The organism is Prauserella flavalba (genome assembly GCF_003202235.1).
In the GTDB taxonomy this organism is placed as follows: Bacteria; Actinomycetota; Actinomycetes; order Mycobacteriales; family Pseudonocardiaceae; genus Prauserella_A; species Prauserella_A flavalba.
Map to the genome: position 1 here is coordinate 472,262 of NZ_MASU01000013.1, position 21,186 is coordinate 493,447.

The window sequence follows — 21,186 nt, forward strand, 5'->3', positions numbered from 1 at the left end:
ATCACGCGCCGCCAAGCTCCTGGGCCACCCGCTGTCAGGCAGGCGTGCGCCCGGATGTACGCCGAAGCCACACCAAGACGAGGACGGACCACCGATGAACACCCTGGACGCGTTGGACGCTCAGTCGCTGCGTTCTGACATTCCGCACTTCCGCCCGGGCGACACGCTGAAGGTTCACGTCCGCGTTATCGAAGGCAACCGCGAGCGCAACCAGGTCTTCCAGGGCGTCGTCATCCGCCGTCAGGGCGGTGGCATCCGCGAGACCTTCACCGTGCGCAAGGTGTCGTTCGGCGTCGGTGTCGAGCGGACCTTCCCGGTGCACTCGCCCAACATCGCCAAGATCGAGGTCGAGAAGCGCGGTGACGTCCGCAGGGCGAAGCTGTACTACCTGCGCGAGCTGCGGGGCAAGGCCGCCAAGATCAAGGAGCGGCGCGAAGCCCCCTCTGCCTCCTGAGTAGTCAAGCGGTTACCGTAGCCTGGCGACGTGGTCGAGCCTGTGCCTTCAAACGCCGCGGAAGACGAGCCGGAGCGCTCGGAGGACGAGACCCCGAAAGGGAACCAAGCCGAGTCCTCCGAGCAGGGGCCTGACGCCTCGGCCGGCCCGAGACGCAAGCAGAAGAAGCAGCGCTCGTTCTGGAAAGAGCTGCCCATCCTCATCGTGGTGGCGCTCGTTCTGGCGTTCCTGATCCAGCAGTTCCTCGCGCGGGTCTACATGATCCCGTCGGGGTCGATGGAACAGACGCTCCACGGCTGTGCGGGCTGCACCCCGGACCGGATCCTGGTCGACAAGATCACCTACGACTTCAGTGATCCGGAGCCGGGCGACGTGGTCGTGTTCCGGGGTCCGCCCGCGTGGACCGAGGGCGACCCGCCGCCCGAGGAGTCGGACAACGCGGTCGCCAACTTCTTCCAGAGCATCGGTTCGGTGTTCGGTCTCGCGCCGCCGGACGAGCGCGACTTCGTGAAGCGGATCATCGCCACCGGTGGCCAGACCGTCGAATGCTGCGACGACCAGAACCGCGTCGTTGTGGACGGCAAGCCGCTCGACGAGCCCTACATCTACTGGCAGGGCGCCCACGAGCAGGCCGACTTCGGCCCTGTGACGGTGCCGGAGGGCACTGTCTGGGTGATGGGCGACAACCGCAACAACTCCGCCGACTCCCGCTACCAGGGTCACGGCGGGGTGCGGGGCGCCGTCCCGGTCGACAACATCATCGGCAAGGCGCGGTTCATCGTGCTGCCGCCCTCCCGCTGGGGCACGGTGAGTGATCACAATCCGCAGGCCGCCAACGTCAACGCCATGAGCGCGCCCGCGTGGCAGCAGGGCGTACCGTTGGGTATCGGTGTGCTGGCCGCATGGCCGACCTTGCTGGTGGGCCGCCGCCTCGGCGCCGCGGTCCGTGGGACGGTCAGACGAGGACGGTAACGGGCGTGAGCGCTGGACCCGTTGGTGTACCGCGCCCTCCGCGAGCCGTGATTCGCGGTGAGACGTCGTGGGCGCTGCAGACCGCGCTGGACCGGCGCGGTCTCGGTCCGGTCGCCGGTGTCGACGAGGCGGGCCGGGGCGCGTGTGCAGGCCCGCTCGTGGTGGCCGCCTGCATTCTCAAGCCCGGTGACGGTGCCCGGCTCACCGAGCTCACCGACTCGAAGCTGCTCACACCGCTCGCGCGTGAGCGCGTGTACGAGCGGGTGATCCGCCGCGCTCTCGACTACTCGATCGTGGTGATCTCACCCGCCGAGGTCGACGCGCTCGGCATTCACGTCACCAACATCGAGGGCATGCGGCGTGCGATCGCGGGACTGAACACCGCGCCCGGCTACGTGCTCATCGACGGTTTCCGCGTGCCGGGACTGCCCGCGCCGAGCGTGCCGGTGATCAAGGGTGACCGCGCGGTCGCGTGTGTCGCCGCGGCGTCCGTCCTCGCCAAGGTCACGCGCGACCGGATCATGGCGGGTCTCCACGAGGAGCACCCGGTGTACGGCTTCGACGTGCACAAGGGCTACACGACGGCCGAGCACGGCGAGGCGCTCACCGCGCACGGCCCGAGCGTGGTGCACCGCTGGTCCTACACCAACGTCGCCGTGGCGGGCAGGGCGCACGGCCGGCGCCCTCCGCACAAGGTCATGCTCACGGCGGCGGCGTTGCAGGCGGGCGCCAGGCGGCGCGCGGCCGCGGACGAGGAGCTGAACCAGTACCTGTTCGACCTGCCGGGCACCGAGGAGGCCGCCGAGTTCGCCGAGGTGTCCGGGGTCGAGGTCTGAGGTGCTCATGCACAATGGTTGTTCCGCCGGCAACGGCTTGCGAGGCTTGCGAGGAGGGGCGCGGACTAGATGAGCGCAGAGGATCTCGAGAAGTACGAGACCGAGATGGAGCTGTCGCTGTACCGCGAGTACCGCGACATCGTCGCGCAGTTCTCGTACGTCGTGGAGACCGAGCGGCGGTTCTACCTGGCCAACGCGGTGGACGTCCAGGTCCGCGACAGCGGCGGCGAGGTGTATTTCGAGGTGCGGATGTCGGACGCGTGGGTCTGGGACATGTACCGGCCCGCCCGGTTCGTGAAGAACGTCCGGGTCATCACGTTCAAGGACGTCAACGTCGAGGAGCTCGACAAGCCCGAGCTGCGGCTGCCCGAGGACGGTCCGTTCGGCGGCTGAGCACGGGCGTCGCCCGTAGCAGCATTCTCTGACGGTTTTCGCGGGCGCTGTCGCGCGCGGTGAAAACTGTCCACATCACCCTGTCTGTCCACAGGTCCGGGAATCGGCTCTGGGCACCTGCCCTGGCGCGGTGGAAGCGTCGTGGGAGGGAGCCGGGAGGTCCGGCTCGCGGATCGAGGGGGTGATGTTGTCCGTGAGCATCGCGGTGCGTGCGGGGCGCACGAGAAAGCGAAGATCCCAGCTCACGCTGGGCCGCCGGGGCGAGGAGCTGGCCGCCGAGTACCTGCGCGGGCTGGGGCTGGTCGTGCTCAGCCGCAACTGGCGCTGCCGGGAAGGCGAGCTGGACGTCGTCGCCACCGACCGCACGACACTCATCGTCTGCGAGGTGAAGACCAGGGCCGGGAACGGTTTCGGTGAGCCCGAGGAGGCGGTCACCGAGGACAAACGGGCCCGCATCCGTCGCATCACCGGCCGGTGGCTCGCCGCGTTCCGGGTCGCCTGGTGCCCCGTTCGGTTCGACGTCATCGCGATCTGTTTCCCGCCTGCCGGGCCGCCGACGTTGCGGCACTTCGTGGGGGCGTTCTGATGCCGCTCGCACGTGCGTGGTCGGTCGCGCTGATCGGCATCGAGGGCAGGCTGGTCGAGATCGAGGCCGACATCGGTGCCGGCATGCCGGGCACCAAACTCGTCGGGCTGCCCGACGCGGGCGTGCGCGAGGCCAAGGATCGCGTGAGGGCGGCGGTGCGCAACAGCGGCGAGAAGTGGCCCGACACCCACGTGACACTGGGGCTGTCCCCGGCCAACCTCCCCAAGGTCGGCTCGGGCTACGACCTGAGCATCGCGGCGGCGGTCCTCGCCGCGTCCGGCTCCGTCCCGGCCGCCAAGCTGCTGGGCACGGTCCTGCTCGGCGAGCTGGCTCTGGACGGGCGGGTCCGGCCCGTGCGCGGAGTGCTGCCCGCGCTGCTGGCGGCCCGCCGGGGCGGTTACCGGCGGGCGGTCGTGCCCGTCGAGTCGCTGTTCGAGGGCGCGCTCGTCGACGGGATCGAGGTGGCCGGTGCGGAGCGGCTGACGGAGGTCGTCGCGTGGCTGCGAGGCGACCGCGCGCTGACGGCGCCCGGTCCGGTCGTGGAGGAGGCCGCGCCCGAGGTCCCCGATCTCGCCGACGTCATCGGTCAGCCGGAGGCCCGCTGGGCGCTGGAGGTCGCGGCGGCGGGCGGGCACCACCTGCTGATGACCGGCCCGCCGGGCGTCGGCAAGACCATGCTCGCCAAGCGGCTGCCGGGGCTGCTGCCGCCGCTGTCCGACGAGGAGGCCCTGCAGGTCAGTGCCGTGCACTCGGTCGACGGTTCGCTGGAGCCGTCGACGCCGCTGCGCCGCGTGCCGCCGTTCGTCGCGCCGCACCACTCGATCTCGGTGGCGGCGCTCGTCGGCGGCGGTGCCGGGCTCGCGTTGCCGGGTGCGATCAGCAAGGCCCACCGCGGTGTGCTGTTCCTTGACGAGGCCGCCGAGTTCGGCGGCGAGCGTCTCGAGTCGTTGCGCACCGTGCTGGAGGAGGGCGAGGTCCGGATCGCCAGGGCCCGCGGGGTGGTGAGCTACCCGGCGAGGTTTCAGTTCGTGCTCGCGACCAACCCGTGCCCGTGTGCCCCGCCGCGCGAGGTCGACTGCTGCTGCACGCCGAACGCCCGGCGCCGGTACCTCAGCCGGCTGTCCGGGCCGCTGCTCGACCGCGTGGACCTACGGGTCCGGATGCGCCCGATGACGGCGATGAGCGTCCACGAGGGCGGGGTGCCCGAGCCGACGTCGACCGTCCGCGAGCGGGTGCTCCTGGCGAGGGAGCGGGCCGCCAAGCGCTGGGCCGGCCGAGGCTGGCAGACCAACGCGGAGGTGCCCGGCCCCGCGCTGCGCCGCGACTACGCGCTTCCGGCCGAGGTGACGAGGCTGCTCGATCGCGGCCTCGACAGGGGTGCCATCACCGCCAGGGGCGCCGACCGCTGCCTGCGTATCGCGTGGACCCTGGCCGATCTGGCCGAGGCCGACCGCCCGGACGCCGACCACGTCGCGGCGGCCCTGGAGTTCCGTGATCGGAGGGCGGCATGACGGCGACAGCGACGACACCCTGCCTCGGTCGCCGCCCTCGGGTTCGCCGCGACCCGGATCCAGCCGGGGGCGGCGAACCGGCAACGGCGAACCCCCCACGCCGGTCGGGCACCGCGCCGTGTTCGCCCTGCCTCCCGAGGAACCGGCCGCCCGTTTCGCCGTCCCACGCGTGCCCGTCAGCGATCTCGATCCTGCGGTGGCCGGCCATGACGGTCCGCTCCGCACTGGTCCGCCAGAGCGGATGGACCTTGGCGCCGCTCACGACGGCTTCGGGGCCGTCCCCGGTCAACCCCCGTCCGCGAACGAAGCGTTGCGCGAACCGGGTGGATGGTCGCCGAACGGGATGGGAGCGTCCTTCGGGACACCGCGATCCGCGTTCGGCCGGCGACCGCACGGAGGGCCGTTCCGCTCGCCGAGGTGCCGCGAGGCCGAGGCCACTCCCGATGAGCGTGGGGTTGTCACGCAGGGGCCCCGGTCCGGGGCAGGCACACGTCGGAGGTGCGGTGTGAGCGCGGAGCGGCTCGCGAGGGCGTACCTGCTGCGCGTGGCCGAACCTCCGGCTCCGGCGCTGGTCGCCTTCGTCGCCGAGCACGGGCCCGTGGAGGCGGCGACGCTCGTCCGTCTCGGGCACGCGCCGGACGCGGTGATCCAGGAGACGAGCGCGCGCCGGGAACTCGACCTCGCGCAACGGGATCTCGACGAGGCCGCTCGCAATGGCGCCCGGTTGGTGACTCCGGAGGACGACGAGTGGCCCGCCTGGCCCCTGCTCTCGCTCGACGTGGCGACCGGCAGGGGCGCACAGGGGGTCGCGGCGCCGCTCGCGTTGTGGGTCCGGGGCCGCGGCAGGCTGGACGAGGCCGCCCAGGACGCCGTCGCGATCGTCGGCGCACGCGCGGCGACCGACTACGGTGAGCACACCGCCGCCGACCTCGGCTACGCGCTGGCCGAACAGGGCGTGCCCGTCTTCTCGGGAGCGGCATACGGCATCGACGGCGCGGCACATCGCGGGGCGCTCACCGGTCACGGCGTCACGGTGGCCGTTCTCGGCTGCGCGCTCGACGCCGGCTATCCCGCGGGCCATGTGGGCCTGCTCAACCGGATCGCCGAGCGTGGCGCGGTCGTCAGCGAGTACCCGCCGGGCACCCCGCCCGCCCGGCACCGCTTCCTGGTCCGCAACCGGCTGATCGCCGCGCTCACGGCGGGCACGGTCGTCGTCGAGGCCGGCCGTCGCAGCGGCGCGCGCAACACCGCGAGTACCGCGGGTGTGCTGGGCAAGGTCGTGATGGCGGTGCCGGGACCCGTGGGTTCGGCGATGTCGGCAGGTTGCCACGAGCTGATCCGCGACGCCCACGCGACCCTGGTCGCCTCGGTGTCCGACGTGCTCGACACGGTCGGCCGGCTGGGGGCCGACCGCCCGGACGGAACCGCTCGACCGCGCCGCCGCACCGATGGGCTCGGCCCGCAGGCGATCCGCGTGCACGAGGCGCTCGGCGAGCGCAGGGGAAAGTCACCGGAAGGCATCGCGACCGAGTCCGGCGTACCCCTCGCGCGGGTGAGGGCACTGCTGCCGGCTCTCGAGCTCGACGGGCTCAGCGAGCGGTGCGAGACCGGCTGGCGGCGGGCCGGCGATGGACGAAAGGCGGCGCGCCCGTGAACCCCGGCAGTGGGCGTTCGCCCCGTCCACACTCCTCGCGGACCCGTGGCGCGCCATCGTCCCCGTTGTTCACCGCGCCGCGAATCGGCTGGTGGCAGGCAAGGCGGGAACGCGGCGCCGTCGGGCAGCCGGGCAGGGCGCGTTCGCCCCGCCGTCAGCCCCTGCGGGCCCGCCGGACGCGGCGCCGGGTCGACGCCCACCTGCCGCGGCGGACGTGGCCCTGACTGAACCGCGGTGAACACCACGATTGCGGGTTGATCATGCGGGCGTGGCGATGCTTGACCATCGGGCGCGCTTGCCGCAGCGTCGGTGACATGGCGTCATCAGCTGTTCGCGGTACGGGAGCCCGCGCCGCGCGGCCCGGTCCGGGGCGTGCCGAGCTGCTGCGTGTCCGCGCTGCGTTGCCGCCGGGCGCGGCCGCCCTCGTGGACGACTACGAGCGCCATCTGCGGTCCGAAAGAGGCCTCTCGGATCACACGATCAGGGCGTATGTGGGTGACGTGGTGTCGTTGCTGGGGTTCCTGCACGGCGTCGGCAGCGAGGGCGCCGACGCCGAGCCCCCCGCGACGGACGGCCTCGACGGGCTGGACGTCGGCGTACTGCGGGCCTGGCTTGCGGGGCAGCGGTCCGCGGGGCGGAGCCGGACCACGCTCGCCAGGCGTGCGGCGGCGGCCAGGGTCTTCAGCGCGTGGGCGCACCGGCGGGGGAAGCTGGCGTCCGATCCGGGCTCGCGGCTCGTCGCGCCAAGGGCCCACCGCAAGCTGCCGAGCGTCCTGCGGCCAGAGCAGGCCGGCGAGCTGATGCGGGCCGGTGGCAGCGGCGCCGCGGAGGGGGAGCCCGTCGCGTTGCGGGACCACGCGCTGCTCGAAATGCTGTACGCGACGGGAATCCGCGTGTCCGAGCTGTGCGGCCTCGACCTGGACGACACCGATTTCGAGCGCCGGGTCGTCCGGGTGCTCGGGAAGGGCAACAAGGAAAGGATGGTCCCGTTCGGGCAACCCGCGGAGCGGGCGCTGCGTGCCTGGATCGAGGGGGGCCGCCCGGGGCTGGCGACGGAGTCGTCGGGCGCGGCCTTGTTCCTCGGCGTCAGAGGAGGGCGAGTTGACCCGAGGACGGTGCGACGAGTCGTGCACGAGGCCGTAGAGTCGGTGCCGGGGGCCGCGGACATGGGCCCGCACGGCCTGCGTCATTCGGCGGCGACACACCTGCTGGAGGGTGGGGCGGATCTTCGCAGCGTTCAGGAACTGCTCGGTCACGCTACGCTAGCTACGACGCAGCTCTACACCCACGTGACCGTCGAGCGGCTGAAGGCGATTCATGACCGAACCCACCCCCGTGCCCAATGACACCGGTGGAGCTTCGGCTGATGAGCAGGCCCGCCACCGGGCTCACCCTGCCGGGAACGGTGGCCCCGTGACCACACAGGAGCTCGACGCCGGCACCACCGCCGAGACGGCCATCCAGGCACTCTGGCGGGAGTTCGCCGGTTCTCCGAGCCAGCGCGTCCGCGACCGGCTCGTCCTGCACTACGCGCCGTTGGTCAAGTACGTCGCCGGCCGGGTGGGCACCGGCCTGCCGACCCACGTCGACGTCGCCGACCTCATCCAGTCCGGCATCTTCGGCCTCGTGGACGCGATCGAGAAGTTCGACCCCGAGCGCGGCCTGCGGTTCGAGACCTACGCCATGCAGCGCATCAGGGGCGCCATCCTCGACGACCTCCGGTCGCAGGACTGGGTGCCCCGCGTGATCCGGAGCAGGGCCCGCGAGGTCGAGCGCGCGCTCGACCGGCTCGGAGCGCGCCTGCGCCGCACTCCGACCGACGCCGAGCTCGCCGCCGAGCTGGGCATCACCCTCGAGGAACTGCGCGACCTCTACGGGCAGCTGCGACTCACCAGCGTCGTCGCCCTCGAGGACCTGGTCGCCGCGGGCCGCGACAGCGGCTCCCTGGTCGACTCACTGCCGGACGAGGACGCCGTCGACCCCGCCGCCGTGCTCGTCGACCGGGACAACCGCCGTCAGCTGGCCGAGGCGATCGCCCAGCTCACCGAGCGCGACCGGATCGTGGTCAGCCTCTACTACTTCGAGAGTCTGACCCTCGCCGAGATCGGCAAGGTCCTCGGCGTCACCGAGTCGAGGGTGAGCCAGCTGCACACCCGCGCCGTGCTGCGGCTGCGCGCCAAGCTCGTCGAGCAGGCAGGCGTCTGAGCGGGCGCATCCGTCAGGCGACCACCCCCTCCCACGGCTTCAGGCGGAGCACGGTGTCCGGCACCACGAGACGCAGCGGGTTCAGGTACTCCTCGCCGCGCCGGACACCCCAGTGCAGACACGCCGCGGCAGGGCAGCCGGCGTGCCCTGCCGCGACGGTGCCGATGACCTGTCCCTGCGACACCTGGTCGCCCGACGAGACCCGCGGCTCGACCGGCTCGTAGGTGGTGCGCAGCCCGCCGTCGTGCTCGACCGACACCACCCCGCGTCCGGCGAGGCGTCCCGCGAAGACGACGTACCCGGGACCGGCCGCGAGCACGTCCTGCCCGGGACTCGCGACCAGGTCGACCCCACGGTGGCCGGGACCGTAGGCGTGCTCGGGTGCGTCGAACGGCCTGGCCACTGACGGCGCCGGGGACAGTGGCCAGGCGAATCGCGGCTCGACGACGGACTGCGCCCTCGCCGCGGGCGCGGGCACGACGGCGAGGAGCAGGGTCAGCACGGCGAGCACGAGGTACCTGGCTCGCCGTGCCGGATGGAATGCGGTCATGTGCCCAGAGTGAGGGGCGGGGGAGGGCTGTGGAGGGGTGTGGCGAAATCTGTGGATAACCGAGGGCGATGTGGACAACTCAGCTTGACGGGTGCCGCCGGTTCGAGCCGGTGCCGGGGTCGGCGTACACTATTGGGCGCGGTCTGTGTGCGCACAGGCTGACTTCGCGTGCACGTGCGCGCTCCATTCCCGACACGTCGTGAACGGAGCGGACGGCGCCCGGCGGTCTCCGCGGTCAGAACGTCGCCAACGAGTCCGGACGCCGGCACTGCACCAGGGCGGCTGATCACCCGGTCAGCCGCGACAACCGGTCCGCGTGCCGAGCATCTGCCCGGCGCGCACAACACAGAAGAGGTGCGAATCCGGCCATGGCCGTCGTCACCATGAAGCAGCTGCTCGATTCCGGTGTGCACTTCGGGCACCAGACCCGGCGCTGGAACCCGAAGATGAAGCGCTACATCCTCACCGAGCGCAACGGCATCTACATCATCGACCTGCAGCAGACGCTGTCGTACATCGACCGCGCCTTCGAGTTCGTCAAGGAGACGGTCGCCCACGGCGGCACGATCCTCTTCGTCGGCACGAAGAAGCAGGCGCAGGAGGCCATCGCCAACGAGGCGCTGCGCGTGGGCATGCCCTACGTCAACCAGCGCTGGCTCGGCGGGATGCTGACCAACTTCCAGACGGTGCACAAGCGCCTCCAGCGGCTCAAGGAGCTCGAGGCGCAGGAGCAGACCGGTGGGTTCCAGGGCCTGACCAAGCGCGAGATCCTCACGCTCACCCGCGAGAAGGACAAGCTGGAGAAGACCCTCGGCGGTATCCGCGACATGTCCAAGGTGCCCAGCGCCGTGTGGATCGTGGACACCAAGAAGGAGCACATCGCCGTCGGCGAGGCCCGCAAGCTCAACATCCCGGTCGTCGCGATCCTGGACACCAACTGCGACCCCGACGAGGTCGACTACCCGATCCCGGGCAACGACGACGCGATCCGCTCCGCCGCGCTGCTGACCAAGGTCGTCGCCGAGGCCGCCGCCGCGGGCCTGATGGCGCGTTCCGGCCGCAACGGCGCCGCCCCCGAGGGCGAGGACAAGCCCGTCGCGTCGGGTGAGCCGCTGGCCGAGTGGGAGCAGGAGCTGCTCGCGGGCTCCGAGTCCGCCGAGCAGGCCGAGCAGACCACCGCTTCCTGAACCACTGACCACCCTGCGCATACCGCGACAGAGAACGGATAACGCACGATGGCGAACTACACCGCGGCAGACGTGAAGCGCCTCCGCGAGCTCACCGGCGCCGGCATGATGAACTGCAAGAAGGCGCTGGAGGAGAGCGACGGCGACTTCGACAAGGCCGTCGAGTACCTGCGCATCAAGGGCGCGAAGGACGTCGGCAAGCGTGCCGAGCGCGCCACCGCCGAGGGCCTCGTCGCCGGTGACGGCGGCGTCCTGGTCGAGCTGAACTCCGAGACCGACTTCGTCGCCAAGAACGAGGAGTTCCAGCAGCTGGCGGACAAGGTCGTCGAGGCGGCCAAGCAGCTGCGCACGAGCGACGTCGAGAAGCTCAAGGCGGCCGAGGTCGACGGCAAGACCGTCAACGACCTCCTCCAGGAGCTCTCGGCCAAGATCGGCGAGAAGCTCGAGATCCGCAGGGTCGTCGCCTTCGACGGCCAGGTGACCACATACCTGCACCGTCGTGGTGCGGGTCTGCCCCCGGCCGTCGGCGTGCTCATCGAGTACACCGGTGACGACGCCGAGGCCGCGCGCGGCGCCGCCCTGCAGGTCGCGGCCCTCAAGCCGAAGTACCTGACCCGTGACGAGGTCCCGGCCGACCTGGTGGAGAACGAGCGCCGGATCGCCGAGCAGACCGCTCGCGAGGAGGGCAAGCCGGAGCAGGCGATCTCCAAGATCACCGAGGGCAAGGTCAACGCGTTCTTCAAGGACGTCGTGCTGCTGGAGCAGCCGTCGGTCACCGACAACAAGAAGACCGTCAAGGCCCTGCTCGACGCGGCAGGCGTGACCGTCACCCGGTTCGCTCGCTTCGAGGTCGGCCAGCAGTAGTCCCGGCCGGCACTTGTGCCCCGTCTCCCGCCAGACCTGGAGGCGGGGCACAGTTGTGAGACAACGGTAGAGCAGCACCTGAACGGGCGGAGGCGACATGAACGAGGACGACACCGACAGGGCCACCGACGGTTACCGGCGGGTGCTGCTCAAACTGGGTGGTGAGATGTTCGGCGGCGGGTCCGTCGGCGTCGATCCCGACGTCGTGCACTCCGTCGCCGTGCAGATCGCCGACGTCGTGCGTGCCGGAGTGCAGATGGCCGTCGTCATCGGCGGCGGCAACTACTTCCGCGGGGCCGAGCTGTCCCAGCGCGGCATGGACCGCGACCGAGCCGACTACATGGCGATGCTGGGCACCGTCATGAACTCACTGGCTCTGCAGGACTTCCTGGAGAAGGAAGGCGTGCCGACCCGCGTGCAGACCGCGATCACGATGGGCCAGGTCGCCGAGCCGTACATCCCGCGCCGCGCGGAGCGCCACCTGGAGAAGGGGCGGGTGGTCATCTTCGGCGCGGGCACCGGTATGCCGTACTTCTCGACCGACACCGCCGCCGCCCAGCGTGCGCTGGAGATCGGCTGCGACGTCGTCCTCATGGCGAAGGCCGTCGACGGGGTCTACACCGCCGACCCGAAGATCGATGCCAGCGCGAAGCTGTTCGACGAGATCAGCCACCGCGAGGTACTCGAACGGGGGCTCAAGGTCGCGGACGCCACCGCCTTCAGCCTGTGCATGGACAACAACATGCCGATCATCGTCTTCAACCTCCTCACCGAGGGGAACATCGCTCGCGCGGTGAGTGGTGAGAGGATCGGCACACTGGTCAGTACACCCACACACCTGGAGTAGCCGTGATCGACGAGACCCTCTTCGATGCCGAGGAGAAGATGGAAAAGGCGGTGTCCGTCGCCAAGGAGGACCTGTCGTCGGTACGGACCGGTAGGGCCAACCCGTCGATGTTCTCCCGGATCGTGGTGGAGTACTACGGTGCTCCCACCCCGCTGAACCAGCTGGCCAGCGTGAACATCCCGGAAGCGCGTATGGCCATCGTGAAGCCCTATGACAACTCGCAGCTCGGCGCGATCGAGAAGGCGATCCGGGAGTCCGACCTGGGCGTGAACCCGAGCAACGACGGTTCGATCATCCGCATCGTCATTCCTCAGCTGACCGAGGAGCGGCGCAAGGAGATGGTCAAGGTCGCCAAGGGCAAGGGCGAGGACGCCCGGATCTCGATCCGCAGCGTGCGCCGCAAGGCCAAGGAGGAGCTCGACCGCATCGCCAAGGACGGCGAGGCGGGCGAGGACGAGGTCGCCAGGGCGGAGAAGGAGCTTCAGCACCTCACCGACAAGTACGTCCACCAGGTCGACGAGCTCGTCAAGCACAAGGAAGCCGAGCTGCTCGAGGTCTGATGACGAAGGTGAGCGAACACCAGGAGGAACGCGAGGACGCGGCCGACCCTGGGCGACCACCCGAGCCGGCGAAGAAACCCTCGCGGGCCGGTCGTGACCTGCGCGCGGCGATCGCCGTGGGCGTGGCACTGGGGGCGGCGATCCTGGTGTCGCTGTTCACCGTCCGGTACCTGTTCATCGGCGTGATCGCGGCGGCGATCGCGGTCGGCACGGTCGAGCTGGCCACCGCGTTCCGCAAGGCCGCGAACATCAAGGTCGCCCTCGTTCCGGTGCTGGTCGGTGGCCAGGCGATGATCTGGCTGGCGTGGCCCTTCGGCCGCGAGGGCGCCGTGACCGCGTTCGTGCTGACGGTGCTGGTGTGCCTGCTCTGGCGGCTGCCGGGCGGCGCCGACGGTTACCTGCGTGACGTCGGTGCGTCGGTCTTCGCAGCCGCCTACCTTCCGCTGTTCGCGGCTTTCGCCGCCATGCTGGTGCCGCCCGAGGACGGCGTCGGCCGCGTGCTGTCGTTCATGATCGTCGTGGTCGCGTCCGACACCGGTGGTTACGTCGCCGGGGTGCTGCGCGGCAAGCACCCGATGGCGCCGACGATCAGCCCGAAGAAGACCTGGGAGGGCTTCGCGGGCTCGTTGACGGCCGGGATCGTGGCCGGTGCGTTGTGCCTGCAGTTCCTGCTCGACGGCATGGCCTGGCAGGGGGTGCTCTTCGGTGCCGCCATCGTGCTCACGGCGACGCTCGGCGACCTGATGGAGTCGCTGATCAAGCGGGATCTCGGCATCAAGGACATGGGCAACACTCTGCCGGGGCACGGCGGGCTGATGGACCGGCTCGACTCGCTGCTGCCGTCGGCGGTCGTGTCCTGGCTGCTGCTGAGCGCGTTCGTGGCGACGGGCTGAGCGGCTCTCCGCCGAACGACGTCAGTCGTCGTAGGGGTCGTCCACCTCGGCCCTGCCGACCCCGGTGTCGACGGGCCGCGAGTGGTCGACGATCGAGAACACCGCGCCCGCGGGGTCGGCGAGCACCGCCGTCCTGCCGAACGGGGTGTCGAACGGAGCCGTGACCACGCTGCCGCCGAGCATGAGCGCCTGCCCCGCGATGGCGTCGGTGCCGCGTGCCGGGTCGGCCTCGAAGTAGATCATCCAATGTGGTGGGACGGTCGCCTGGTACGACGGGTCCATCGCGTACCGGTAGAGCACCGGCTCATGATCGAGCCGCCATTCCACGTAGTCGATGCCGCCCTGGCCGATCTGCTGGCTGGTGAACTCGAAAAGCCTGCAGTAGAACTGATCCGCGCTGTGCCCGTCGTGCGTGTTGAGGTCCGCGCCGGTGAACGAACCGGGCATCGAGGTCGCGAACGACCAGTCGCCGGGCGGCTGCCAGAACACCACCGGCGCCCCGCTCGGGTCGACCGCGTGCAGGATGCTGCCTCGGTCGGGGATGTCGACCGGCCCCAGCGTGACCGTGCCGCCGAGGTGCTGCACCCACTCCGCCGTGTTCACGGTGTTGCCGACCGCGAGATGCACCATCCAGCCGGTCGGCTGGTCGCTCGCCGCCTGGTACAGGCCACCGGCCTGCAGGTCGTGCAGCAGCGCGATGGTGTAGCGCCGGTTGACGGTCGCGGGATCGCGTTTGATGAAGAACTCCCAGCCGAAGAGCTCGCCGTAGAAGTCTCTCGCCGCCTGCTCGTTCGCGGACGCCAGCTCGATCCAGCATGGAACCCCGGCCGGTAGCAGCGATGGGGGAATGGGCATACCGACGGACATACGCAGAACTCTCCCTGGCGATGGGCCCCCCGGCACATACCGCGCCGATGATGTTACGGGGTTTCCTCCCGGGGATACGCTGGCTGTCGTGAAAAGGTTCGTGCGCAAGGTGGAAGTCATCCCCAGCCCCAACATCTGGTACCACGCCGACGCGTACGAACTGGAGAACCACGCGCAGGACGTGGACGGGGAGATCTGGCGAGCTCTCGCGGAAGCGGTGTCGTGGCAGGGCCGCAGCGTGCTCGACATCGGGTGTGGTGACGGCTTCCACCTCGCCAGGTTCGCGGAGACCGCGGCGTCGGTCGTCGGCGTCGAGCCGCATCCGCCGCTCGTGCGCCGCGCCGAGCGCAGGGTCGCCGGGCGCGACAACGTCGTGGTGCGAAGGGGAACCGCACAACGGATGCCGTTGCGAGACGCGTCGGTGGACGTGGTGCACGCGCGGACGGCGTACTTCTTCGGACCCGGTTGCGAGCCCGGTTTGTCCGAAGCTGACCGAGTGCTGAAACCGGGCGGAACGCTCGTGATCGTCGATCTCGACGCCCGGCATTCGCCGTACGGCGACTGGATGCTGGCGGATCTGCCGCACTACGATCCGGACAAAGTGGACGAATACTTCGCCGCGGCGGGATTCTCCTGCCGTCGCGTCGAGACGCGCTGGCGATTTCCCGACCGTGCCGCCATGGAAGCGGTGTTGCGGATCGAGTTCAGTCCCAGGGTCGCCGAGCGGGCCGTCGAGGAGACGGCCCGCCGCAACACGGGCGTCGTGGGACCGCTGGAGCTTCCGGTGGGCTACCGCCTTCTGGTCCGCGGCAAGCCCACCGGGCTCGTTCACGCATCGTCGGCAGGGATTTCGCCGAGGATGCCGTAGAGGGCGCGCCGCGACTCGTTGATCACCTCGACCGCCCTGGCCTTCTGCTCGCTCGAGGCGACCAGTGAAACCTGGTGCATGGCACCCATCAGCGCGCCGGATGCCTCGCGCAACTTGACCTCGTTCGGATCCGCGCCCTCCGCGAAGTGTTCCCACGGCGGGGTGTCCAGCTTCTCCGCGGCCGCGCGGCCCTCGTCGGTGAGTTCGAAGAGGCGCTTGCCGCCGTCCTCGCTGCTGCGCACGAGACCCTCGTCGGCGAGCAGCTGCAACGTGGGGTAGACGGACCCGGGGCTCGGGCGCCAGAACCCGCCGCTGCGTTCGCCGATCTCGCCGATGATCTCGTAGCCGTGGCGAGGCTGCTCGGCCAGCAGGGCGAGGATCGCCGAACGGACGTCGCCGCGCCGTCCTCGCCTGCCGGGGCCTCCCGGCCTCGGGTGCGGGCGACCGCGCCTGCCAGGGCCGAAGCCGGGAGGGAAGTCGCCGAACGGGCCGCGGCCGCGGGGGCCGAAGGCGGGCCTGCCGTGTTCGTGGGCGAAGTGGTGCCTTTCGTGTCTCATGATGCCGATCCTTTCTTCCGAGCTATCTCGACACGTTCACGATATATCGGAAACAGTCGGACGGCAAGGATCGGGTTCATGGGACAATAGGGGCCCTATGACTGCCCTCCCCCTTGTTTTCGACGCGCCTCGCCGTGGCCTGCCCCAGCAGCACCTCGCCGACCTGACCGTCGCCGAGCGTGCCGAGGCCGTCGCCGCGCTCGGCGAGAAGCCCTTTCGCGCCAAGCAGCTGTCGAACCACTACTTCTCCCGGCTGACCGTCGACCCGGAGACGATGACAGACATCCCGGCGGCCTCGCGGCAGCGGCTGGTCGACGAGCTGATGCCGTCGCTGCTCACGGAGGTCCGCGCCCTGGGCTGCGACGACGGGACGACGCGCAAGACACTGTGGCGCGCGCACGACGGCACGCTGCTCGAGAGCGTGCTGATGCGCTACCCGGACCGGGCCACGCTGTGCATCTCCAGCCAGGCGGGGTGCGGGATGGCGTGTCCGTTCTGCGCGACCGGCCAGGGCGGGCTCGACCGCAACCTCTCGACGGCCGAGATCGTCGACCAGGTGCGCGCGGCGGCGGCGGTGATGCGGGACGGGCTGATGCCCGGCGGGCCCGGTCGGCTGTCGAACATCGTGTTCATGGGCATGGGGGAGCCGCTCGCGAACTACAACCGGGTGCTGGCGGCCGTGCGCAGGATCACGGACCCGGCTCCGGCGGGACTGGGCATCTCGCAGCGTTCGGTGACGGTGTCCACGGTGGGGCTCGCGCCGGCGATCAGGAAACTCGCGGACGAGAAGCTGCAGGTGCGGCTGGCCGTGTCGTTGCACACGCCGGACGACGAACTGCGCGACACGCTGGTGCCGGTGAACAACCGGTGGCCGGTGTCGGAGGTGCTGGAGGCGGCGCGGTACTACGCGGACTCGACGGGGCGGCGGGTGTCGATCGAGTACGCGCTGATCCGGGACGTCAACGACCAGCCGTGGCGGGCCGACCTGCTGGCGTCGCGGCTGAGGGAGCACCTCGGCCAGCTCGTACACGTCAACGTGATCCCGCTGAACCCGACGCCGGGCAGCAAGTGGGACGCCTCGCCGAAGCCGGTGGAGCGCGAGTTCGTGCGCCGGGTCAACGCCGGGGGAGTGGCGTGCACGGTGCGGGACACCCGTGGACAGGAAATCGCCGCCGCGTGCGGACAGCTCGCGGCGGAAGGCTGACCTCCACCTCGCCCGGCGCCCTCGGTTCCGGAGCGGGAAGACCTGCGCCAGGCCCGGCAGCGGGTCCGTCAGGAAGAGGTGCGCCGAGCAGGGCCCGGCGCACCGTGAGTCAGCGGCGCCAGGCGGCGCGGCGGCGGCGCATGTCCAGCACCAGCCCGAACGCGACCGCGATGGCCAGGCCGACCAGCCACACGTTCTCGGTGTTGTTCTCGTGGTTGCCGATCAGCATGATCAGCAGCGCGAACACGGTGAACCAGCCCGCGAACCGCGTGGCCTTCGGGAAGCCGCCGTGCCAGCCCCACTCCGCCGACGGCTCGTCGCGGGGGTCGACCTCGGTTCCGCTGCGCTTCTCGATCGCCTTGCCTGCCACGATCACTCCTCACCTGCCATCACATGCGCTCCGATGATCCCACATGCCTGCCGTCCGGCCGCGAGGGCCGTCCGCGAGAATGGTCACCGATGAACGATCCACGCAGCGTGCTCGTCCTCGGCTCGACGGGTTCGATCGGCACCCAGGCGCTCGACGTCGCCGCGCGCAACCCCGGCCTCTTCCGTGTCGCCGGGCTCGCGGCGGGCGGCTCCGATCCGGGGGCGCTGGCCGCGCAGGTGATCGCCCACCAGGCCGAGGCGGTGGCCGTGACCAGGCCGACCGCGATGGAGGACCTGCAGCTCGCGCTGTACGCGGAGGCCCAGCGGCGCGGCTACGCGCGGGGCGAGTTCCGGCTGCCGAGGATCTTCGCCGGGGCCGACGCGGTGCTCGAGCTGATCGCCGCCGTGCCCGTCGACGTCGTGCTCAACGGCATGCCAGGCTCGCAGGGGCTCGCGCCGACACTGAAGGCGCTCGAGACCGGCGCGTCGCTCGCGCTCGCCAACAAGGAGTCGCTCATCGCGGGCGGGCCGCTGGTGCTGCGGGCCGCGAAACCCGGGCAGATCGTGCCCGTCGACTCCGAGCACTCCGCGCTCGCGCAGGCACTGCGCGGCGGCGGCGCCGACGAGGTCGAACGGCTCGTGCTCACCGCGTCAGGGGGGCCGTTCCGGGGCAGGACCCGGGAACAGCTCGAAGGCGTCACGGTCGAGGACGCACTCAAGCACCCCACGTGGGCGATGGGCCCGCTCGTGACGATCAACTCGGCGACGCTGGTCAACAAGGGGCTCGAGCTGATCGAGGCCCACCTGCTGTTCGACATCCCCTGTGACCGGATCGACGTCGCCGTGCACCCGCAGTCGGTCGTGCACTCGATGGTCACGTTCGTGGACGGCTCCACGCTGGCGCAGGCCAGCCCTCCCGACATGCGGCTGCCCATCGCGCTGGCGCTGAACTGGCCCCGCCGCGTGCCCGGCGCCGCCGCCGCGTGCCGCTGGGACACGGCGACGGCGTGGACGTTCGAGCCGCTCGACGACGAGGCGTTCCCCGCCGTCGAGCTGGCCAGGCACGTCGGCACGGAGGGCGGCTGCCTGCCCGCGGTGTTCAACGCCGCGAACGAGCAGCTCGTCGAGGGATTCCTGGCGGGGAACACCAGCTTCACGTCCATCGTGGACACTGTCAGCATGGTGGTCGAGGCGGCCGGCGAGTGGGGTCGCGAACCCCGCGATGCCGAGGACGTCTTCGCCGCGGAACGGTGGGCGCGCGAACGCGCTCGGGCAATCAGCACTGGAGGGAAGTAGCGCGTGCTCGTCTACATCCTGGGAGTCGCGCTCTTCGCGCTCGGCATCTGCGTGTCGGTCGCCCTGCACGAGGCGGGGCACATGCTCACCGCGAAGGCCTTCGGCATGAAGGTCAGGCGGTACTTCGTGGGCTTCGGGCCCACGATCTTCTCGTTCCGCAGGGGCGAGACGGAGTACGGCCTCAAGGCCATCCCGCTCGGCGGCTTCTGCGACATCGCGGGCATGACCGCGCTCGACGAGGTCACACCCGACGAGGCGCCGCGCGCGATGTACCGCTTCAAGACCTGGAAGCGCACCGTGGTGCTGGCCGCGGGTTCGTTCACGCACTTCGTGCTGGGCTTCATCGTGCTGTACCTGATGGCGATCACGATGGGCCTGCCGAACCTCACCAACAAGCCGGTGGTCGACGAGGTCTCCCAGTGTGTGCGGGGCGGCACCACCGCGGAGGAGATCAACAACCCGGTGTGCCAGCCGGGCGACCCGGCCCCCGCGCTGGCGGCGGGCGTGCAGGCCGGCGACGAGATCGTGTCGGTCGGTGGCACGCCGACCCCGGAGTGGAGCGACCTGCTCGTCGCCGTGCAGGGTGCCTCGGGCCCCACCGAGGTCCAGGTGCTGCGCGACGGCGAGACCAGGACGCTGACCGTCGACGTCCCGAGGGTCACCAGGCCCGCCGACAACGGCGGCACCGAGCAGGTCGGGGCCATCGGCGTCGCGCCGGCGAGCCTGCTGCCGTACGGGCCGGTCGCCGCGCTCGGCGGTTCGCTGAGCTTCACCGGCGACATGCTGGTGGAGACCTGGAACCGGCTGCTGGAGTTCCCCGAGCGCATCCCCGCCGTGGTCGAGGCGATCTTCGGCGGCGAGCGCGACCCGAACACCCCGGTCAGCGTGGTGGGCGCGAGCCGCATCGGCGGCGAGGCCGTGGAGCAGGGCCTGTGGGAGGTCTTCCTGTTCCTGCTCGCGAGCCTCAACTTCTTCGTCGGCATCTTCAACCTGCTGCCGCTGCTGCCGCTCGACGGCGGGCACATCGCGGTCACCTGGTACGAGCGCGTGCGTGACTGGTTGCGCAAGCTGCGCGGCAAGGTGCCGGGTGGTCCGGTCGACTACACCAAGCTCAATGCCGTGACGGCGGTCATCGTCGTCATCGGAGGTGCTGTCGTGTTGCTCACGGTGACCGCCGACATCGTCAATCCGATCCGGCTCTCACCGTGACGGGGCAGGGGTTCGCCCGCCGGTGAACCCCTGCTGTGACCGTCCCCGCGTTCTCCGTGCTCACCGTCACGGTGGACGCTGTTCACCCCATCCCGGAGACACGCTGACGTATCGTTGATGCCGACGCGTTCGTAGACCGTTTGCAGAGGATTCGATGACCGTCGATCTGGGCCTGCCGGCCACCCCGCCCCCCGTGCTCTCCGAACGCCGCAAGACCCGCCAGCTCCAGGTAGGCACCGTCGGCGTCGGCAGCGAGCACCCCATCTCCGTGCAGTCGATGACCACCACCGTCACCGCCGACGTCAACGCGACCCTCCAGCAGATCGCCGAGCTGACCGCCGCGGGCTGCGACATCGTGCGCGTGGCCTGCCCGAGCGCCGACGACGCCGAGGCGTTGCCCGCGATCGCGCAGAAGTCGAAGATCCCCGTGATCGCCGACATCCACTTCCAGCCCAAGTACGTGTTCGCCGCGATCGAGGCCGGCTGCGCGGCGGTGCGCGTGAACCCCGGCAACATCAAGAAGTTCGACGACAAGGTCGCCGAGATCGCTCGCGCGGCGAAGGACCACGGCACCCCGATCCGTATCGGCGTCAACGCCGGTTCGCTCGACAAGCGGCTGATGGAGAAGTACGGCAAGGCCACGCCGGAGGCGCTCGCGGAGTCGGCGCTGTGGGAGGCGTCGCTGTTCGCCGAGCACGACTTCCACGACCTGAAGATCTCGGTCAAGCACAACGACCCCGTGGTCATGGTGCGGGCCTACGAGATCCTCGCCGAGCAGTGCGACTACCCGCTGCACCTCGGTGTCACCGAGGCCGGTCCCGCCTTCCAGGGCACCATCAAGTCGGCCGTCGCGTTCGGCGCGCTGCTGCGCCAGGGCATCGGCGACACCATCCGCGTGTCGCTGTCCGCGCCGCCGGTGGAGGAGGTCAAGGTCGGCACGCAGATCCTGCAGTCGCTGAACCTCCGGCCGCGCAAGCTGGAGATCGTCTCGTGCCCCTCGTGCGGGCGCGCGCAGGTGGACGTCTACAAGCTCGCCGACGAGGTCACCGCGGGCCTCGAGGGCATGGAGGTGCCGCTGCGCGTGGCCGTCATGGGCTGCGTCGTGAACGGCCCCGGCGAGGCACGCGAGGCCGACCTCGGCGTGGCGTCCGGCAACGGCAAGGGTCAGATCTTCGTCAAGGGCGAGGTGATCAAGACGGTGCCCGAGCACCAGATCGTCGAGACCCTCATCGAGGAGGCCATGCGCATCGCCGAGGAGTCGGGCGAGACCGGCGGCGAGCCGGTCGTCACGGTGAGCTGAGGCC

At 70.7% G+C, this 21,186-nt stretch carries 23 protein-coding genes; 19 read left to right on the forward strand and 4 right to left on the reverse strand.

The features are described 5' to 3' along the window. Window positions 1-94: 94 nt before the first annotated feature. The 9 genes from rplS (at window position 95) to BA062_RS29550 (ending at window position 8,611) form a co-directional block, all read left to right on the forward strand. The gene (gene rplS, locus BA062_RS29510) at window positions 95-454 is read left to right on the forward strand and encodes a 50S ribosomal protein L19 (protein ID WP_110342340.1); all 360 of its coding nucleotides are present in this window, start codon (window positions 95-97) and stop codon (window positions 452-454) included. 42 nt (window positions 455-496) lie between these two features. Beyond that, a complete protein-coding gene (gene lepB / locus BA062_RS29515; protein WP_110342341.1) occupies window positions 497-1,426 on the forward strand; it encodes a signal peptidase I in 930 nt (309 codons plus the stop codon). A gap of 5 nt (window positions 1,427-1,431) precedes the next feature. After that, a complete protein-coding gene (locus BA062_RS29520; protein WP_391356348.1) occupies window positions 1,432-2,262 on the forward strand; it encodes a ribonuclease HII in 831 nt (276 codons plus the stop codon). A 69-nt stretch (window positions 2,263-2,331) separates the two neighbouring features. Further along, a complete protein-coding gene (locus BA062_RS29525) occupies window positions 2,332-2,655 on the forward strand; it encodes a DUF2469 domain-containing protein (RefSeq protein ID WP_110342343.1) in 324 nt (107 codons plus the stop codon). A 184-nt stretch (window positions 2,656-2,839) separates the two neighbouring features. Beyond that, complete coding sequence (locus BA062_RS29530) at window positions 2,840-3,241, forward strand: YraN family protein (protein ID WP_110342344.1); 402 nt, start codon at window positions 2,840-2,842, stop codon at window positions 3,239-3,241. Then, the gene (locus tag BA062_RS29535; protein WP_110342345.1) at window positions 3,241-4,752 is read left to right on the forward strand and encodes a YifB family Mg chelatase-like AAA ATPase; all 1,512 of its coding nucleotides are present in this window, start codon (window positions 3,241-3,243) and stop codon (window positions 4,750-4,752) included. Before BA062_RS29530 ends, BA062_RS29535 begins: the two co-directional genes overlap by 1 nt. 505 nt (window positions 4,753-5,257) lie before the next feature. Further along, window positions 5,258-6,406, forward strand: a complete 1,149-nt coding sequence (dprA, locus tag BA062_RS29540) for a DNA-processing protein DprA (RefSeq protein WP_245960065.1) — start codon at window positions 5,258-5,260, stop codon at window positions 6,404-6,406. Between the two features lie 380 nt (window positions 6,407-6,786). Continuing rightward, window positions 6,787-7,752: a tyrosine recombinase XerC gene (locus BA062_RS29545; protein WP_110342647.1), complete on the forward strand. Its 966-nt coding sequence runs from the start codon at window positions 6,787-6,789 to the stop codon at window positions 7,750-7,752. Next, the gene (locus tag BA062_RS29550; protein ID WP_110342347.1) at window positions 7,724-8,611 is read left to right on the forward strand and encodes a FliA/WhiG family RNA polymerase sigma factor; all 888 of its coding nucleotides are present in this window, start codon (window positions 7,724-7,726) and stop codon (window positions 8,609-8,611) included. The genes BA062_RS29545 and BA062_RS29550 overlap by 29 nt, the downstream gene beginning before the upstream one ends. Before the next feature lie 13 nt (window positions 8,612-8,624). Here the strand turns inward: BA062_RS29550 and BA062_RS29555 are convergent, their stop codons facing one another. After that, window positions 8,625-9,161, reverse strand: coding sequence for a M23 family metallopeptidase (locus BA062_RS29555; protein WP_110342348.1), 537 nt, complete (start codon window positions 9,159-9,161; stop codon window positions 8,625-8,627). A gap of 368 nt (window positions 9,162-9,529) precedes the next feature. Between BA062_RS29555 and rpsB the strand changes: the two genes are divergently transcribed. The 5 genes from rpsB (at window position 9,530) to BA062_RS29580 (ending at window position 13,512) form a co-directional block, all read left to right on the forward strand. After that, a complete protein-coding gene (gene rpsB / locus BA062_RS29560) occupies window positions 9,530-10,348 on the forward strand; it encodes a 30S ribosomal protein S2 (protein ID WP_110342349.1) in 819 nt (272 codons plus the stop codon). 48 nt (window positions 10,349-10,396) lie between these two features. Beyond that, window positions 10,397-11,212, forward strand: coding sequence for a translation elongation factor Ts (gene tsf, locus BA062_RS29565; RefSeq protein ID WP_110342350.1), 816 nt, complete (start codon window positions 10,397-10,399; stop codon window positions 11,210-11,212). A gap of 97 nt (window positions 11,213-11,309) precedes the next feature. Next, the gene (gene pyrH / locus BA062_RS29570; protein ID WP_110342351.1) at window positions 11,310-12,059 is read left to right on the forward strand and encodes a UMP kinase; all 750 of its coding nucleotides are present in this window, start codon (window positions 11,310-11,312) and stop codon (window positions 12,057-12,059) included. A 2-nt stretch (window positions 12,060-12,061) separates the two neighbouring features. Further along, window positions 12,062-12,619: a ribosome recycling factor gene (frr, locus tag BA062_RS29575; protein WP_110342352.1), complete on the forward strand. Its 558-nt coding sequence runs from the start codon at window positions 12,062-12,064 to the stop codon at window positions 12,617-12,619. After that, window positions 12,619-13,512: a phosphatidate cytidylyltransferase gene (locus BA062_RS29580; RefSeq protein WP_110342353.1), complete on the forward strand. Its 894-nt coding sequence runs from the start codon at window positions 12,619-12,621 to the stop codon at window positions 13,510-13,512. Before frr ends, BA062_RS29580 begins: the two co-directional genes overlap by 1 nt. Window positions 13,513-13,533: 21 nt before the next feature. Here BA062_RS29580 and BA062_RS29585 read toward each other — a convergent pair whose 3' ends face one another. Further along, window positions 13,534-14,379 (reverse strand): VOC family protein, encoded by an 846-nt coding sequence (locus tag BA062_RS29585; protein ID WP_110342354.1) that lies wholly within the window; start codon window positions 14,377-14,379, stop codon window positions 13,534-13,536. Between the two features lie 88 nt (window positions 14,380-14,467). On the opposite strand from BA062_RS29585, the gene BA062_RS29590 reads away from it, so the two are divergent. Then, entirely contained in the window at window positions 14,468-15,247 is a 780-nt protein-coding gene (locus BA062_RS29590) for a class I SAM-dependent methyltransferase (protein WP_110342355.1), read from the forward strand. Here BA062_RS29590 and BA062_RS29595 read toward each other — a convergent pair. Next, window positions 15,208-15,804, reverse strand: coding sequence for a PadR family transcriptional regulator (locus tag BA062_RS29595; protein WP_110342356.1), 597 nt, complete (start codon window positions 15,802-15,804; stop codon window positions 15,208-15,210). The genes BA062_RS29590 and BA062_RS29595 overlap by 40 nt on opposite strands. 97 nt (window positions 15,805-15,901) lie before the next feature. Between BA062_RS29595 and rlmN the strand changes: the two genes are divergently transcribed. Beyond that, entirely contained in the window at window positions 15,902-17,008 is a 1,107-nt protein-coding gene (gene rlmN, locus BA062_RS29600; protein ID WP_110342357.1) for a dual-specificity RNA methyltransferase RlmN, read from the forward strand. Between the two features lie 109 nt (window positions 17,009-17,117). Here rlmN and BA062_RS29605 read toward each other — a convergent pair whose 3' ends face one another. Further along, window positions 17,118-17,378: a DUF2631 domain-containing protein gene (locus BA062_RS29605; RefSeq protein WP_110342648.1), complete on the reverse strand. Its 261-nt coding sequence runs from the start codon at window positions 17,376-17,378 to the stop codon at window positions 17,118-17,120. An 89-nt stretch (window positions 17,379-17,467) separates the two neighbouring features. On the opposite strand from BA062_RS29605, the gene dxr reads away from it, so the two are divergent. The 3 genes from dxr to ispG all read left to right on the forward strand — a co-directional run bounded on the left by dxr (window position 17,468) and on the right by ispG (window position 21,182). Further along, a complete protein-coding gene (gene dxr, locus BA062_RS29610; RefSeq protein ID WP_110342358.1) occupies window positions 17,468-18,673 on the forward strand; it encodes a 1-deoxy-D-xylulose-5-phosphate reductoisomerase in 1,206 nt (401 codons plus the stop codon). Window positions 18,674-18,676: 3 nt separating this feature from the next. Then, on the forward strand, window positions 18,677-19,882 hold the full coding sequence (locus tag BA062_RS29615) for a M50 family metallopeptidase (RefSeq protein ID WP_110342359.1): 1,206 nt from the start codon (window positions 18,677-18,679) through the stop codon (window positions 19,880-19,882). A 154-nt stretch (window positions 19,883-20,036) separates the two neighbouring features. Beyond that, window positions 20,037-21,182, forward strand: a complete 1,146-nt coding sequence (gene ispG / locus BA062_RS29620; RefSeq protein WP_110342360.1) for a flavodoxin-dependent (E)-4-hydroxy-3-methylbut-2-enyl-diphosphate synthase — start codon at window positions 20,037-20,039, stop codon at window positions 21,180-21,182. The last annotated feature ends 4 nt before the right edge of the window (window positions 21,183-21,186 follow it).